At 54.6% G+C, this 16,329-nt stretch carries 14 protein-coding genes; 4 read left to right on the forward strand and 10 right to left on the reverse strand.

Annotation, left to right across the window (positions count from 1 at the left end):
* Positions 1-4: 4 nt before the first annotated feature.
* The 3 genes from EoCCA6_RS00310 to blr form a co-directional block, all read right to left on the reverse strand.
* The gene (locus EoCCA6_RS00310) at positions 5-445 is read right to left on the reverse strand and encodes a DUF2569 domain-containing protein (protein ID WP_152080929.1); all 441 of its coding nucleotides are present in this window, start codon (positions 443-445) and stop codon (positions 5-7) included.
* 86 nt (positions 446-531) lie between these two features.
* Complete coding sequence (gene ydgT, locus EoCCA6_RS00315; RefSeq protein ID WP_152080930.1) at positions 532-747, reverse strand: transcription modulator YdgT; 216 nt, start codon at positions 745-747, stop codon at positions 532-534.
* A 231-nt stretch (positions 748-978) separates the two neighbouring features.
* Positions 979-1,104 carry a division septum protein Blr gene (gene blr, locus EoCCA6_RS00320; protein WP_168927641.1) on the reverse strand — a complete coding sequence of 42 codons (126 nt, stop codon included), beginning with the start codon at positions 1,102-1,104 and terminating at the stop codon, positions 979-981.
* A gap of 243 nt (positions 1,105-1,347) precedes the next feature.
* Between blr and EoCCA6_RS00325 the strand changes: the two genes are divergently transcribed.
* The gene (locus EoCCA6_RS00325) at positions 1,348-2,388 is read left to right on the forward strand and encodes an oxidoreductase (protein WP_152080932.1); all 1,041 of its coding nucleotides are present in this window, start codon (positions 1,348-1,350) and stop codon (positions 2,386-2,388) included.
* Between the two features lie 44 nt (positions 2,389-2,432).
* Here EoCCA6_RS00325 and add read toward each other — a convergent pair whose 3' ends face one another.
* The 3 genes from add to malX form a co-directional block, all read right to left on the reverse strand.
* A complete protein-coding gene (add, locus tag EoCCA6_RS00330) occupies positions 2,433-3,434 on the reverse strand; it encodes an adenosine deaminase (protein ID WP_152080933.1) in 1,002 nt (333 codons plus the stop codon).
* A gap of 96 nt (positions 3,435-3,530) precedes the next feature.
* Complete coding sequence (locus tag EoCCA6_RS00335) at positions 3,531-4,703, reverse strand: MalY/PatB family protein (RefSeq protein WP_152080934.1); 1,173 nt, start codon at positions 4,701-4,703, stop codon at positions 3,531-3,533.
* A 49-nt stretch (positions 4,704-4,752) separates the two neighbouring features.
* On the reverse strand, positions 4,753-6,345 hold the full coding sequence (gene malX / locus EoCCA6_RS00340) for a maltose/glucose-specific PTS transporter subunit IIBC (protein WP_152080935.1): 1,593 nt from the start codon (positions 6,343-6,345) through the stop codon (positions 4,753-4,755).
* A gap of 178 nt (positions 6,346-6,523) precedes the next feature.
* Between malX and EoCCA6_RS00345 the strand changes: the two genes are divergently transcribed.
* Positions 6,524-7,552: a Mal regulon transcriptional regulator MalI gene (locus EoCCA6_RS00345; protein WP_152080936.1), complete on the forward strand. Its 1,029-nt coding sequence runs from the start codon at positions 6,524-6,526 to the stop codon at positions 7,550-7,552.
* A gap of 125 nt (positions 7,553-7,677) precedes the next feature.
* Here the strand turns inward: EoCCA6_RS00345 and EoCCA6_RS00350 are convergent, their stop codons facing one another.
* Both EoCCA6_RS00350 and manA read right to left on the reverse strand, forming a co-directional pair.
* A complete protein-coding gene (locus EoCCA6_RS00350; RefSeq protein ID WP_152080937.1) occupies positions 7,678-9,183 on the reverse strand; it encodes a YdgA family protein in 1,506 nt (501 codons plus the stop codon).
* A gap of 99 nt (positions 9,184-9,282) precedes the next feature.
* Positions 9,283-10,458, reverse strand: coding sequence for a mannose-6-phosphate isomerase (manA, locus tag EoCCA6_RS00355; RefSeq protein WP_152080938.1), 1,176 nt, complete (start codon positions 10,456-10,458; stop codon positions 9,283-9,285).
* A 197-nt stretch (positions 10,459-10,655) separates the two neighbouring features.
* Here manA and fumA point away from each other — a divergent pair, with 197 nt between their 5' ends.
* Positions 10,656-12,302, forward strand: a complete 1,647-nt coding sequence (gene fumA, locus EoCCA6_RS00360) for a class I fumarate hydratase FumA (RefSeq protein WP_152080939.1) — start codon at positions 10,656-10,658, stop codon at positions 12,300-12,302.
* Between the two features lie 183 nt (positions 12,303-12,485).
* Entirely contained in the window at positions 12,486-13,880 is a 1,395-nt protein-coding gene (gene fumC / locus EoCCA6_RS00365; protein ID WP_152080940.1) for a class II fumarate hydratase, read from the forward strand.
* Here fumC and tus read toward each other — a convergent pair whose 3' ends face one another.
* Both tus and rstB read right to left on the reverse strand, forming a co-directional pair.
* Positions 13,881-14,810, reverse strand: coding sequence for a DNA replication terminus site-binding protein (tus, locus tag EoCCA6_RS00370; RefSeq protein ID WP_152080941.1), 930 nt, complete (start codon positions 14,808-14,810; stop codon positions 13,881-13,883).
* A gap of 81 nt (positions 14,811-14,891) precedes the next feature.
* A complete protein-coding gene (rstB, locus tag EoCCA6_RS00375; protein ID WP_152080942.1) occupies positions 14,892-16,190 on the reverse strand; it encodes a two-component system sensor histidine kinase RstB in 1,299 nt (432 codons plus the stop codon).
* Between the last annotated feature and the right edge of the window lie 139 nt (positions 16,191-16,329).

The raw sequence follows: 16,329 nt of genomic DNA on the forward strand, positions 1-16,329 counted from the left end.
GTTATTACGGGTTAACGAAGGTGTTCTTCACGCGCGCTGAACGCTTGAAATAGGGCACCAGAAGCGCCGCCGCCAGCAGCGGGAACAGAAGCTGACGAACCGCCAGCGCGTCTGATACCGGTGAAAAAGCAAAAGCCTTTATCGCCAGCAGGACGGAGATCAGCAGCCAGATAATGTAGTGCTTTGGCACACTCTTGCGGCGCTTAAAGAATGCGATAGTCAGCCACAACGTGTAGTACCACATGGCAATCGCGAAAACGAATGAAACAAACCACATCGCAATATTAAGCACACTTTGCGACATCAATGTCTGGATTGCGTGAGGGGTGATCAATGCAGTGGTGTAAAGCAAAAGCGCCAGCGATGCGCTTAATAAGGCAACCAGCAGCCATGCCAGCGGGGCGATTAACCAGCCTCCAATTCTTTCTCCAGGCGATGCGGTCATGATCTCTCCCATCAGTCTGCGTGAAATGGTATACAGAAATTTGCAGGGCGGAGAGTATATAACATTTCACGCGGATGGCTACTTTCTTATAGTACATAACGCCATACAGATTTAGGGACTTCGCCCACATTGTACAGGCGGCCACCGGAGACAAGCTCTGCACGGCGATGGTCTGCGGCGCGGTACATATTGATGATGTCCTGATTATCCGCCAGCGTGTAGTTCAGATGGTCAAACAGTTTTTCCAGGCTCTCAAGGGAATTGATCTTGCGAAATTTTAATAAATAGTCCTGAACTGTCATATTAATAAGTTTCCATATAAAAGTGTGTAATACCAGTGAAGGTAATTCGTTCGAATAATAAACGGATTAATAAAGACGTAAACTGCCCACTCAGGTAACGCGACTAAATTAGGAGTTTTCTTTGTGAAGAAACAGGCATCAAGGATGCCTGGAAGAGAAGGTTAACCCTGTTCAACACGGCTGGCAATATGTAACTGACACGATATGTCACTCTTTATTACGGCGGTGAGATTACTTCGGTTGTACGACAGCGGCAGGCTCCGGCGGCTGGTAGTTATCGATATGGCTGGCAACGCCCAGCAAAATGACCGACACCCCAAGGACAATCCATCCCGCTAATTCAATGATTCGATTAATTATTGACGTCATGATTCGTGTTTGTAATTTATCCATAAATACAGATTGCAAATGCTACAGCGCAACATCTTTCCCGGCAAGTGCTTTGGGAACGATTCCCTTAAACAACATTAGCAAGTTATGCAAATGTTACAAAAACAACCGGCAGAGGATGCTATTTTAAGTCATATGGCACATTATTAATGTGGGGTGCTGGCAGGGCAACCAGGATGAAATAAGATGATTACCTGAGAGGGCAACGCTATGAGTGAAAATATCCGTGTCGGACTCATTGGTTATGGGTACGCAAGTAAAACCTTTCACGCCCCTCTGATTGCGGGGACGCCCGGCATGATGCTTGTGGCGATTTCCAGCAGCGATGCCACCAAAGTCCATGCCGACTGGCCCACCGTTCAGGTTGTATCTGAGCCTAAGCATCTGTTTAACGATCCCAACATTGACCTCATTGTTATTCCTACTCCCAACGATACCCACTTTCCGCTGGCAAAATCCGCGCTGGAGGCGGGCAAGCATGTGGTAGTCGACAAACCCTTTACCGTGACGTTGTCACAGGCTCGTGAACTGGATTCCCTGGCGCGAAGCCTGGGCAGGCTGCTGTCGGTCTTTCATAACCGCCGCTGGGACAGCGATTTCCTGACGGTGAAAGCGTTACTCAGCGAGGGAACACTCGGAGAGATTGTCTATTTTGAATCGCATTTTGACCGTTTTCGCCCGCAAGTGCGCTCCCGGTGGCGCGAACAGGCAGGCCCCGGTAGCGGTATCTGGTACGACTTAGCGCCGCATCTTCTCGATCAGGCCGTCAATCTGTTCGGGCTGCCGGTGAGCATGACCGTCGATCTGGCTCAGCTCAGATCGGGCGCGCAGACGACGGATTACTTTCACGCGATTTTGAGTTATCCGCAGCGCCGTATTGTGCTGCACGGGACGATGCTCGCTGCCGCAGAATCAGCACGCTACATTCTGCACGGCACGCGCGGTAGCTACGTGAAGTATGGCCTGGACCCTCAGGAGGATCGCCTGAAAAATGGTGAGCGTCTGCCGCAGGAGGACTGGGGTTATGACATGCGGGACGGCGTAGTGACGCGAGCAGAGGGGGAAGAACAGGTCCAGGAAACGCTGCTGACCATACCGGGCAACTATCCGGCGTATTATGCGGCTATTCGTGACGCACTGAACGGCACAGGGGAGAATCCGGTGCCCGCCAGTCAGGCGATTCAGATTATGGAGCTGATCGAACTGGGGATCGAATCTGCCAAACATCGCGCAACGCTCTGTCTGGCATAATAATGTGTAGGCCGGGTAAGGCGAAGCCGCCACCCGGCAAAGGACTATCCTTGTGCAACCTTGTCGCGCAGAGCCTGTTTTTCTTCTGCCGTTAAGAAGGCGATTTCCAGCCCGTTAACCTGCGCCTGGCGGATCTGCTCGCGGCTCAGCCCGGCCTGCGGCGCGGCAATGTTGTATTCGTGAATAATATCCACGCCCTGAACTGCCGGATCGTCAGTGTTCAGTGAGGCCAGCACACCGTGTTCGAGGAAGGTTTTCAGTGGATGCTGCGCCAGCGTCGCGACTGTGCTGGTCTGAATATTGGAGGTCAGGCAGGATTCAATCCCGATGCGCTGTTCTGCCAGAAAATCCATCAACGCGCGATCTTCAACGGCTTTCACGCCGTGGCCGATACGCTCTGCACCCAGCTCGCGAATCGCCTGCCAGATGCTTTCGGGGCCTGCGGCTTCACCCGCATGAACGGTGATGTGCCAGCCAGCGTCTCGCGCACGGTTGAAATGGGAGAGGAACAGGCTGCCAGGGAAACCGAGTTCATCACCGGCAAGGTCAACGGCGGTGATCTGGTCGCGATGCGCAAGCAGTGCTTCCAGCTCCTGCAGGCAGGCGGCTTCTCCGAAGGTACGGCTCATAATGCCAATCAAACGCGCTTCGACATCAAAGGCCTTACACCCTTCACGAACGCCTTCAATCACCGCTTCCACCACGCCCGCGACGGGCAGGTTGTGGGTCATTGCCATATAGCCAGGTGAAAAGCGCAGTTCGACGTAATGCAGGCCGTTGCGAGCCGCGTCTTCAATGTTCTCGAATGCTACGCGGCGGCAGGCGTCCAGCGAGGCCAGCATCTTCACGCCCCAGTCAAGTTTGCTCAGGAAGCTGACCAGGTCCGGTTCATTAGACGTAACCTGCACATGGGGGATCAGGGCTTCAAGCGTTTGAGCAGGAAGCGTTAAATTATACTGGCGGCCAAGATCGAGGATGGTTTGGGCACGAATGTTACCGTCAAGGTGACGATGAATATCAGTTAAAGGCAGGCGTGTATCAATCATGGTCGCACTCTTTTCTGGTTAAAGTGCGCCATATTATAAAAACAAAACGAGGTAAAAAGCTATTTGCGCAAGGGAATATTCCGTTGCGCAAATGCATTACAGGAGGGTGTTAATCCCGGCGATCAGCCGCTGGACCCCTTGCTCCAGCTTGCTGCGAGGGCAGCCTGCGTTGAGACGGACAAAACCATTACCTTCTTCACCGTAGGTATATCCCGGCATGATGGCGACTTTTTGCTGCTCAATCAGCACGTTTTGCAGGGCGCGATCATCAAGATTTAACGGGCGCAGATCGATCCACGCGAGATAGGTCGCCTCGGGCGGCTGCCAGTTGAGTTTCGGAAAAGCACTGTTTAATTCGTGCGCAATATACTGCAGGTTTTCTTCCAGATAAGCCCTTAACGCATCCAGCCAGGTTTCACCCTGCTGGTAAGCGGCTATGTGTGCGGTAAGTGCCAGTACGGAAGGGGAAGAGAGTCCATCGCGGCCTTTAAGCGCACTCAGGTAAGCATTGCGGGTCTCATCATCGCCGATCAAACCGTATGCTCCGGTCAGTGCCGGAATGTTAAAGCTCTTGGAGCCGGAGGTCAGCAATGCCCATTTGCCCCGCGCCACGTCGTTCCACGGGGTGTGACGGTGTTCGCCCCATACCATGTCCATGTGGATCTCATCGCTGATCACCGCCACGTCATAACGTGCGCAAAGCTCTGCTATAACGGTCAACTCTTCGCGTGTCCAGACTTTACCCGTTGGGTTTTGCGGGCTGCACAACAGCAGAATACTGTTTTCAGGTTTCGCCAGCGCCTCTTCAAGCGCTGCCATATTTCCCTGCCAGCCGGTCGCGTGTTTTTCCATCGCAACGGCAACAACATTACGTGCGTTGCCTTCGATGGCTTTATAAAAGGCATCGTAAGCCGGAGTATGCACCACGACGCCATCTCCCGGTTTTGACCAGATGCGAATCAGTTCGGAGACCATGTAGATAACGGAAGGACCATAAACGAGGGTTTGGGGATCAATACGGCTGTTAAAACGCTGCCGGAACCAGTGGGCAATGGCCGCAAGGAACTCGTCATTCTTCCAGCGGCTGTAGCCGAACACGCCGTGATTAATCCGCTGTTGCAGTGCATCTGTAATGCACGGGGCTGTCGCGAAATCCATATCAGAAATAGTGAAAGGCAGCAGGTCGGCAGCGCCAAACCGATCGGCCACGTAATCCCACTGAGTACACCAGGTGCCGTGGCGATCCACGACGGTAGAAAAATCAAACATGACGTTAGTCCTTAAAGTAAAACCCCCTCATGGTGAGGGGGTTGCGGCATCAGGCTTCTACTGTTCGCATCAGGGTTGCCAGTTCATCTTTTACTGACTGCACCTGCGGGCCGATGACAACCTGCAAATTATGCTGATTTAACTGTACCACGCCGATGGCCCGGTTGGCTTTCAGTGCGTTGGTATCGACTTTTGACATATCCGCTACCGATAAACGCAGACGGGTGATGCAGTTATCCAGTGAGGTAATGTTATCCGCACCACCCAGCGCCGCCAGAATGGCAGGGGTGTTATAGCCGGATTTTCCTATCGTCCCTGCCACCGCCTGCTCAACGCTGGTGGCGGTATCGGTATCACGGCCTGGTGTTTTCAGGTTAAAGCGGGTGATCGCGAAGCGGAAGATACCGTAGTACACCGCAAACCAGATAGCTGCCACCACCGGGACCAGATACCACTTAGTGGACAGGCCGTGAAGGATACCGAACACCACGAAGTCAATCACGTTGCCGTCAGTGTTACCGATAGTCACACCCAGCACGGCCATAACGGTAAAGCCCAGACCGGTCAGCACGGCGTGAATGAGGTACAGCACCGGCGCTACGAACAGGAACAAGAACTCGATTGGCTCGGTGGTGCCGCCGACGACACAGGCGATCACGCCGGAGATCAGCAGGCCTTTAATTTTATGACGGTTTTCCGGGCGTGCGCAGTGGTACATTGCCAGCGCCGCACCTGGCAGACCGCCGAGGAAGGCTGGCATTTTACCCTGTGACAGGAAGCGGGTTGCGCTTTCAGAGAAGCCATGTGAGGTTGGGCAGCTCAGTTGTGCCTGGAAGATGGTCAGTGCACCACTGACATCGTGACCACACACATCCATGGTGCCGCCTGCTTCGGTAAAGCGGATCAGTGCCACGAGGATATGCTGCAGACCAAACGGTAGCAGCAGACGTTCGCCAGTACCGAAGATCATCGGACCGAAATCACCGGCACCGTTAATAATGCGGCCAATACCGGTGATACCCATCGCGAAGACGGGCCAAATCAGCGGAATGATCAGACCGAACAGGCCCATAACGACCAGGGTGACAATTGGCACAAAGCGGGTGCCGCCAAAGAACGCCAGCGCATCGGGCAGGCGGATGTTGTGGAAGCGTTCGTGCAGCATCCAGATGATAACGCCTGCGATCACTGCGCCAAGTATCCCGGTATCAATGGACTGAATGCCAATGACACTCTGGATGTTGTTCGCTTTCAGCACCGCCGCATCTGTAGTCGGGAGAATGCCTTTCGCGGTTAGCCAGAAGTTGACTGCAAGGTTCATGACCGCATAACCCACGAAGCCCGCAAAAGCTGCTACGCCTTTGTTCTCACGCGCCAGGCCGAGCGGGATCGCGATACAGAACATAACGGGGAGGAAGCTGAACGCAAAGGAGCCGACTTTACTCATCCAGATAAAGATGGCCTGCAGCACAGGGTTGCCGAGGAACGGGATCAGGGTGATGACATCGTTACTGCTCAGCGAACTGCCGATCCCCAGCATGATCCCGCAGAACGAGAGAAGCGCCACGGGCAGCATAAAGGTTTTACCCAGTTGCTGGAAAAATTCCCACAGCGATATTTTTTGTGCTGCTTTCGCCGTCATAAAACGACTCCTTGATAGTTAAAAAAGATTTACCTGCTTCAATGCAGCGAGAAGATAAAACGTTTTATCAAACTTTAGTGCGCGCTAAATCACATTCTCAGGCTTTTACTGGTAGTATAAAGATAACGTATTGATAAAACGTTTTACCGATCTCATTATCAGGGAGTCACGCCAGGACATGGCTGTAGCGAAAAAAATTACCATCAATGATGTCGCACTTGCGGCTGGTGTATCTGTCAGCACCGTTTCTCTGGTGTTGAGCGGGAAAGGGCGCATTTCTCCTGCGACCGGCCAGCGGGTCAACGAGGCTGTTGAGCAACTGGGCTTCGTGCGTAACCGTCAGGCCTCGGCTCTGCGTGGGGGGCAAAGTGGGGTGATTGGTTTGATCGTCCGCGACCTGACCTCTCCGTTTTACGCGGAGCTTACCGCCGGGCTGACGGAAGCACTTGAGGCGCAGGGACGGATGGTGTTTCTGCTGCATGGCGGGCGTGAGTCTGATCAATTACTCCAGCGTCTGGATATGCTCCTGACGCAGGGTGTCGATGGGATTATCATCGCCGGGGCGTCCGGCGTGGGAAGTGAGCTGTGTGAACGCGCCGCTGAGAAAGGCGTCCCGCTGGTGTTTGCTTCGCGTGCCAGCTATCTCGACGAAGCCGATACGCTGCGCCCTGACAACATGCAGGCCGCGCAAATGCTGACCGAGCATCTTATTCATCGTGGACATCAACGGATTGCCTGGCTGGGCGGCCAAAGCTCGTCCCTGACGCGCGCCGAACGGGTGGGGGGCTACTGCGCCACGCTGATTAAATATGGCTTACCGTTCCACAGTGAATGGGTCGTGGAGTGTGAATCCAGCCAGAAGAAAGCCGCTGAAGCGATCGGCTCACTATTACGCAGCAGCCCGACGATAAGTGCGGTGATTTGCTATAACGACGTCATTGCGATGGGCGCATGGTTTGGCTTAATTCGTGCTGGCCGCCAGAGCGGTGAGGGCGGCGTAGAAACCTTCTTCGGGCATCAGGTGGCGCTGGGCGCGTTTGCGGATGTTGGCGAAAACGCGCTCGACGATCTTCCGATCGTCTGGGCCACGACCCCTGCACGGGAGATGGGCTACACCCTAGCGGACAGGATCATGCAGCGCATTGAGAATACCGATGTCCAGGCCGGGCACCAGATTGTGGCCGCGCGGTTAGTGACGGTGAAGTAACCTCCACTGCACATCGCCCGGCGGCGCTGCGCTTGCACGGGCCTACAACGGCCCGGAATCGTAGGCCGGGTAAGCGTCAGCGCCACCCGGCAATAAAAAACCCCTCATATGAGGGGTTTTGCTGTTTACTGCTGCGGTGCAGCCGGTTCCGGCATCCCCAGCGTCGGCATCCCAAACATCCCGACAAAGTCCTCCAGCGGCATTTTGTCGCCGTTGAGTGTGACCTGGCCGTTGGCATACTGCAGGCTGGTGGAAATGGTGTTGTCTTCCACCTTCGTGATGCGGAACATCTGGCCCATCGCCGCCAGGCCTTTCACCTGCTGGTTCGCCAGCTTGCCGGCGTCTTCTTCGCCATAGCCTTCCAGTTTAGCAATCTGGGTCATGAACTCGGTCGCCATGTCCATTGGAATGGTCAGCTTGCTGTCGAGAGACTTCACGCTGCGATCCACCTCCTGCGCCAGCGTCTGTGGCTCGCCGGTGGCAGTTGCCGGATCTTTCAGGAACAGTGACAGGTTAAAGTTGGTTTCGCCCTTGCTGTTTTTCCAGCTCAGCGGCGCGATGGTGATGACCGGTTCGCCTTTCAGCAGAATGGGCAGGTTGTTGAACAGCACTGCCATGGCTTGTTGCTGATAAACTTCAGGATTTTGCTGAAGCGCGGCATCGGTCAGCAAGGCCTGGCTCTCTTTGCTGTATTTCTGGCTAAACGCATGCCACGCCTGGCCGTCGATATTGCCAATTTTCAGCGAAAGTTTGCCGTTGCCCAGATCCTGATTCTGCACTTTCAGGCTTTTCAGCGTGTAATCCAGTTGGGTATTGATGCTTTTGCCATCTTTGGACACGTCGGACTTACCGTCCAGATCCATGCCTTCCAGCACGGCCATCTCTTTGCCTTCAATCGCAATGGCAAGTTTATCGAGACTGAATTTCTGATCGCCAATACGCTCATCAAAATCGGTCATACGGCTGTTGCCGCTGGCTTTCAGGTTGTTGAACGTTAACTGAACTTTCTGGTTGTACTCGTTGACGGCATTGACCAGACCGCTTTGCGCATCGCCAGTCAGAGAAACATTTTTTCCGTCACGATCGGCATCAAGCTGGAAAGTACCGCCGCTGAAGGCGACTTTCTCGTTACCGTTTTCGTAGTTCAGTGCTTTCAGGTCGATATCAGAACGTGTGTCACCGGCATAGCTGATGCGGGTGTTAATCTCGAATGGCGACGCATTTTTGGCCAGGTCGAACAGCGGCTTCGTCACTTCGTTATTAACCAGAACCGTTTTCGCTGATGCCATTGAAGGGATCAGGTTAAAGGATTTTAACTGCGCCAGCGGGAACGGGCCATGGCTGACCTCTTCATCCAGTACCACGCTCTGGCCCGGTTTCAGCCACGCGTTCTGGTTACCGGCAACGGGCTTAACAACAACCTGCATATGGCTGGTAAATACGCCGCGCTGATAATTTTGATAGCTCAGCTCCACGCCGGCTTCTGGTGCGCTGCGCTTAATTTCGCTGTTTGCCTGCGTCATCATTTCTGCCAGACGGCTTTCCAGCTGTTTCCCGGTATACCAGGAGGCACCCGTCCAGATAACGCCTAATGCAACAATCACTCCTACCGCTACGACCGATTTTTTCATTGCGACTATCCCTAAAATGAAACCAGGCGGTAAAAACCGCCCGGTGATATAAAGCCTTTAACTAGCTTAGCAAGAGTTGTTAAATAATTCAGTAAGTCCTTAAAGTTTATTGAAAACACGTGCCAGACGACCGCTGCCGCTGATGCTGACAGGCGACTCGTTAGCCGCAACAAACGCCGACTCACCTGGCTTAAGTACCAGACGTTGTTCACCTTTATTCAGAACGGCTTCGCCTTCCACACAGAACAGGATCGCTGCACTGTCCTGGGCGATGGCGGTTTCAGCATCGCTCAGATCGTGCAAAGAGAACGCAAAATCGTCAACCGGGATAGGGAAGTCCAGCTCTGCACCTTTTTTCACCGGCTGAGTCAGCAGCTCATCCGCAGGCTTCGCGACAAATTTCACGTTAGCAACCAGCTCCGGAATATCAATGTATTTCGGCGTCAGGCCCGCGCGCAGCACGTTATCGGAGTTTGCCATTACCTCCAGCGCCACGCCCTGCAGATAGGCGTGCGGCGTTTCGGCAAACAGGAACATCGCTTCGCCTGGGTTTAGCTTGACCACGTTTAACAGTAGCGGAGAGAACAGGCCGCTGTCGTCAGGGTAAAATGTCGCAATAATGCGGATGGTGTCCCACGGTTCGCCTTGCTGGTTGTTAAGCGCTGCTTTTAGCACCGCCAGCGCATGGGATTTTTCTTCACCTTGCATATTGAGCAGGCTGGCAAACAGCTGGCTCAGCGCCTCTGAATTCGGGTTTTCCAGGAAGTGGGCAATGGCGGTATTCGCCCCTGCGACCGGTTGCAGCAAAGAGATAATCTCAGAGAACTCACGGAAGGCGTTCATCGCCAGGAATGGCGTCAGGGCGAAAACCAGCTCCGGCTTGTGGTTAGGATCTTTGTAGTTGCGCTCGGCGGCGTCTAACGGAATACCCGCCGCATTCTCTTTTGCGAAGCCAATTTCAGAAGCCTTTTTGTTCGGGTGCACCTGAATGGAAAGCGGCTGGTCTGCACACAGAACCTTAAACAGGAACGGTAGCTCGCCAAAGCGGTTGGCAACCTTGTCGCCCAGCAGCGCAGATTTGTCAGCGTCAATCACGTCACGCAGGCTGCGAACCTGGCCGCTTGCGTCCTCGATTTTTGAGCTGCTCTTCGGGTGTGCGCCCATCCACAGTTCTGCCATCGGCAGGTTGTCTGGATTCGCGATACCGTAGAGATCCGTTAACGCAGTTTTACTTCCCCAGGCGTAGTTTTGCACTGAGTTGATGAGTTTTTGCATTATCAAGCCCTGATTCAAATGTGGAATTAACTTCGGGTATTAAAGCAATAAACCGCGTGGAAGTAACCTGCGGATGTAAAAAGTCGTACTAGTCTCAGTTTTTGTTAAAAAATTGTGTAGGATAAGCTGACTCGCTTTTAAGCGGGCAGCGGAACATCTGCCCAAATAACCAGACCGAAGCAGTAAGTGAGAGAACAATGTCGAACAAACCCTTTCATTATCAAGATCCTTTTCCCCTCAGTAAGGATCAGACCGAGTATTATCTGTTAACCCGCGATTACGTTTCTGTCTCTGAATTTGAAGGGCAGGAGATCCTCAAGGTTGACCCCCAGGCGCTAACGCTGCTGGCGCAGCAAGCCTTCCACGATGCCTCCTTTATGCTCCGTCCGGCGCATCAGCAGCAGGTTGCCGATATCCTTAACGACCCGCAGGCCAGCGAAAACGATAAATACGTTGCGCTGCAGTTCCTGCGTAACTCCGATATCGCAGCGAAAGGCATTCTGCCGACCTGTCAGGATACCGGCACCGCGATTATCACCGGCAAAAAAGGCCAGCGCGTCTGGACTGGGGGCGGTGATGAAGCCGCACTCGCGCGCGGCGTTTATAACACCTACACCGAAGACAATCTGCGCTACTCGCAAAACGCGGCGCTGGATATGTACAAAGAGGTGAATACCGGCACGAACCTGCCCGCGCAGATTGATCTCTACAGCGTGGATGGCGACGAGTACAAATTCCTCTGCATCGCCAAAGGCGGCGGTTCAGCGAACAAAACCTATCTCTACCAGGAAACCAAAGCGCTGCTCACGCCGGGCAAGCTGAAAAACTATCTGGTTGAGAAAATGCGCACGTTGGGTACAGCAGCATGTCCGCCGTACCATATCGCCTTTGTGATTGGCGGTACATCGGCAGAAAGCACCCTGAAGACGGTAAAGCTGGCGTCGACCAAATACTACGACGGTCTGCCAACCGAAGGGAACGAGCACGGCCAGGCGTTCCGCGATATTCAACTGGAACAGGAATTGCTGACCGAAGCGCAGAATCTGGGGCTCGGCGCACAGTTTGGCGGTAAATATTTCGCGCACGATATTCGCGTGATCCGTCTGCCGCGTCACGGTGCCTCCTGCCCGGTCGGGATGGGCGTGTCCTGCTCGGCGGATCGTAACATTAAAGCGAAGATCAACCGCGACGGCATCTGGATCGAAAAACTGGAAAATAACCCAGGCAAATATATCCCGGAAGCGCTGCGTAAAGCGGGTGAGGGCGAAGCGGTTCGCGTTGACCTGAACCGTCCGATGAAAGAGATCCTCGCGCAGTTGTCCCAATACCCTGTCTCGACGCGCCTCTCCCTGAACGGGACGATTATCGTGGGCCGTGACATCGCGCATGCGAAACTGAAAGAGCGTCTGGACAACGGTGAAGGGCTGCCACAGTACATTAAAGATCACCCGATCTACTACGCAGGTCCGGCAAAAACGCCAGAAGGTTATGCCTCCGGTTCGTTAGGCCCAACCACGGCGGGCCGTATGGACTCGTACGTTGATCAGTTGCAGGCCAACGGCGGCAGCATGATCATGCTGGCGAAAGGCAACCGTAGCCAGCAGGTGACGGACGCGTGCCACAAGCACGGCGGCTTCTACCTGGGCAGCATCGGCGGCCCGGCGGCGGTGCTGGCGCAGGGCAGCATTAAGAGCCTGGAGTGCGTGGAATACCCGGAACTGGGTATGGAAGCGATCTGGAAAATTGAAGTGGAAGACTTCCCGGCGTTTATCCTCGTGGATGACAAAGGCAATGACTTCTTCAAACAGATCCAGTCGTCTCAGTGTTCGGCATGTGTGAAGTAGTCTGAAGAAAATGCCGGGTGGCGCTGACGCTTACCCGGCCTACATTCTCGTAGGTCGGGTAAGGCGAAGCCGCCACCCGACACCCAAAAGAGCGCACAAAGCGCCATAATGTTTTTCAGAAGTCATCAATACTTATCTCTTAAGCATGTGAGCAATCCATCTTTTATCATCAAGGAGAAAGTAATGACAACGCATCGCAGTGAGAAAGACTCGATGGGCGCGATCGACGTCCCGGCCGACAAGCTATGGGGCGCGCAAACCCAGCGTTCGCTGGAGCATTTCCGTATTTCAACCGAGAAGATGCCCGTCTCGCTGATCCAGGCGCTGGCCCTGACCAAACGCGCTGCAGCTAAAGTGAACCAGGATCTGGGTCTGCTGGCGACGGACAAAGCGACCGCCATCATCAATGCTGCCGATGAAGTGCTGGCAGGCAAACATCCCGATGAATTCCCCCTCGCCATCTGGCAGACCGGTTCCGGCACGCAAAGTAACATGAACATGAACGAAGTGCTGGCGAACCGGGCAAGCGAACTGCTGGGCGGCGTGCGCGGTATGGAACGTAAGGTTCACCCGAACGATGACGTGAACAAGAGCCAAAGCTCTAACGACGTGTTTCCGACGGCTATGCACGTGGCGGCGGTGATCGCCATCCGTGAACAGCTGATCCCGCAGTTGAACGTGCTGAAGAACACGCTCAATGAGAAAGCGCAGGCTTTCCGCGATATTGTCAAAATCGGCCGCACGCACCTGCAGGACGCCACGCCGCTGACGCTCGGCCAGGAGATTTCCGGCTGGGTGGCGATGCTGGAGCACAACCTGAAGCACATTGAGCACAGTCTGCCACACCTTGCGGAGCTGGCGCTGGGGGGGACGGCTGTCGGGACAGGGCTTAACACCCATCCGGAATATGCTGTGCGCGTGGCAGAAGAACTGGCGAGTATCACCGGTCAGCCGTTTGTCACTGCGCCGAACAAATTTGAAGCACTTGCCACCTGTGATGCGCTGGTTCATACCCACGGTGCGCTGAAAGGGCTGGCGGCTTCGCTGATGAAGATCGCCAACGACGTGCGCTGGCTGGCCTCAGGGCCGCGCTGTGGTATCGGTGAAATCAGCATTCCGGAAAATGAGCCGGGCAGCTCCATCATGCCCGGAAAAGTGAACCCGACCCAGTGTGAAGCCATGACTATGCTCTGCTGTCAGGTGATGGGCAACGATGTGGCTGTTAACATGGGCGGCGCGTCGGGGAACTTTGAACTGAACGTTTATCGCCCGATGGTCATCCACAATGTTCTTCAGTCAGTACGTCTGCTGGCCGACGGTATGGAGAGCTTCAACGAGCACTGCGCGGTCGGGATTGAGCCGAATCGTGAGCGTATCAGCCAGTTGCTCAATGAATCTCTGATGCTGGTCACCGCGCTCAACACCCACATTGGCTACGACAAAGCCGCTGAGATCGCCAAAAAAGCGCACAAAGAGGGGCTGACGCTGAAAGCCTCCGCGCTGGCGCTGGGCTACCTGACGGACGCTGAATTTGACAGCTGGGTCCGTCCTGAAGAGATGGTTGGCAGCATGAAATAATCATTTCGCCACATACAGGTGCAGCCGCGGAATAATCAATTGCAGCGGCTGTGCCTGCGGTTTATAGCGATGCTGAACGTTTTCGGCATCGTAATTCAACAGCTCTCCGATATCCGGCACCACCGCACCCTGATCGGCATCATAGAGCGCAATCAACGGCGTTGGGCAGGCATACTGCACCTGCTTTTGTTGCCCGGAATACCAGACGCGGGCGATAGGTTGCACCTTCACCGGGCGCTTTATCTTGAGACGCACGTCAGCCGGTAACGAGGCGATGCTGTGGTACTCCTGCTCCAGCCGTTCAATCCACTGCTCACGCGACCACGGCGCGACCGTGCGCGGCGCTTTCAGGCTTTTCTCCAGCTGCGCCAGGATCTCATCGCGGGTAAAGTTTTTGATGATGTGCTTGTTGGCCCAGCCGAAGCGAAGCGTGGCGGGATGGCGCAGCACCGTCAGCGAGCGGTAGGCATTGAGCGTAATTAATCCCGGAAGCTGGCGATGCACCCACTCAAAACGGGCGGCAGGGGCCAGGCCCGACTCAACGGTAACGATCTTTTCAAACGCAGCTTTCAGCGTATTAATATGCGTAATTTGCGCTTCCAGTGATTCACGCGTTGCGGCGTCAGTTTGCAGGCAGATCACGCCAGGCAGGCGTACGGCAGCCTTACTGCTGCGATTTTCTGACTGCTGCTGAATAAACAGGCGGCGGTAGTGTTGCAGCGTTAACTCCAGCGCCGTGTTGCCGATATGCTGTTTCACCTCAATGGTTTCCAGCGGGTCGTGCTCTGTGCCTTTGGCTACATCAGGCAGGGAAAAAACGCGCGCAGCCAGCAACCGACAAGTCTGCAGACGTTCAGCCAGCGTCAGTAACTCGTGTTCTATTTCCCGAAAGGTGGTGTTCAGCCTGTCGATAAGGTCATACGTCGCCATGTTAACCCTTAATTAGTTACAACATACTTACGGTATAGCACAACACGCTGAGTCAAGCCAGCGTGCGGTTTGCGGTTAAGGTCAGGCAGGAACGGGAAGGGGGAGCAGGTGATACACAGGCCAGCTAAAGCAGAAACGCGCGCCGCCAAGCTCACTCTCTTCACAACGAACCGAGCCACCCATCGCCTGCGCGATAGAGCTGACTATCGCCAGCCCCAGGCCGCAGCCTCCGGTGGCGCGGTCACGGCTGGGGTCAAGGCGCACAAACGGCTCGAACACTTTTTCGCGCTCATCCGGGGCAATACCGGGCCCATCATCCTCTACCGACAGGCTGGCCTGATTACCCTGTAAATCCAGGCCTATCCGCAACGTGCTCTCGCTATAGCGCAGGGCGTTATTCATCAGGTTATCCAGCACGCGTTCCATCAGGCGCATATCCAGCGCGCCATAATCACCGGCGGTGACGCTCATCAACAGCGTTCGCTGTGGGTTGACGCTCTGTACATCGTCGATATGCGTTTGCAGCCAGGCGGGCAGATCGGGCGTGCTGAGATGCAGCTCATTTTGCGGGCGATCGAGGCGGGCATAGGTCAACAGTTCTTCAATCAGCGCTTCAAGCTGGCCGATATCGCGGTTAAGCGCCTGCGACTCTACCTCTGTGAGGTTTTCGCTCATCTCCAGCCGATAGCGCAGGCGAACCAGCGGTGTACGCAGTTCGTGCGCGATCCCGTCTATCAGCTGTTTCTTGCTGGCAATCAACGCGTTGATGTTATCAGCCATCTGGTTAAACGCCACGCCCAGACGTTCAAAACTGGAACCGCTGTCGAAATGAATTCGCTCGGTAAAGTGACCTTCGCCAAAACGCTGCGCGGCGGCTTCCAGCCTGAGCATGTCCTGCCAGTGAGGACGCATCCAGATAAAGACCGGGAAAGCCAGTGAAATGGCAATAAAGGCCAGCAATGCCATATCCAGCAGCCGCATCTGGTGCAGATAATAGAGATAAGGCACCGGCCCCACGGCCAGAACGTAGTGGCTGCGCGGGATGCGCTGAATAAAGGTGTACTTCTCATCCAGCGCGACGATATCCCCGTCGCGCAGTCGTTGCAGGGTTGGAGGATCTAAATCGAAGTCTTTTAGCGGTTCAATGCGTAAATCAAACGAAAGATTAAGATCCAGCTCTTTCAAGGTGCGCGCCCAGTCATGCGGGGGAATTTCATGCAGTTCGCTTCGCATCAGGTAGAGCGAACTTTTCATCAGGTCATCCAGAGACTGTCGGCCTGCACGCTCGGCGGTAAACTTATAGACCAGCCCGACCAGCATGGTCATCACCAGGAAGCAGACGAACAAAAGAAGATAAAACTGCACGAACAGCTTTTTCATTGAATTCCACCCAAATACATAGACTTAGCGCCCTCATTTTGTGGGGGCGCTATGGGGCATCAGTGTAACCCCCGCACCTCAGGTTCAGAAGCATATTCTGATCCCCGGCATATATCTACGTCGATCGGATGTATAACGC

The sequence above is a fragment of the Enterobacter oligotrophicus genome (genome assembly GCF_009176645.1).
In the GTDB taxonomy this organism is placed as follows: Bacteria; Pseudomonadota; Gammaproteobacteria; order Enterobacterales; family Enterobacteriaceae; genus Enterobacter; species Enterobacter oligotrophicus.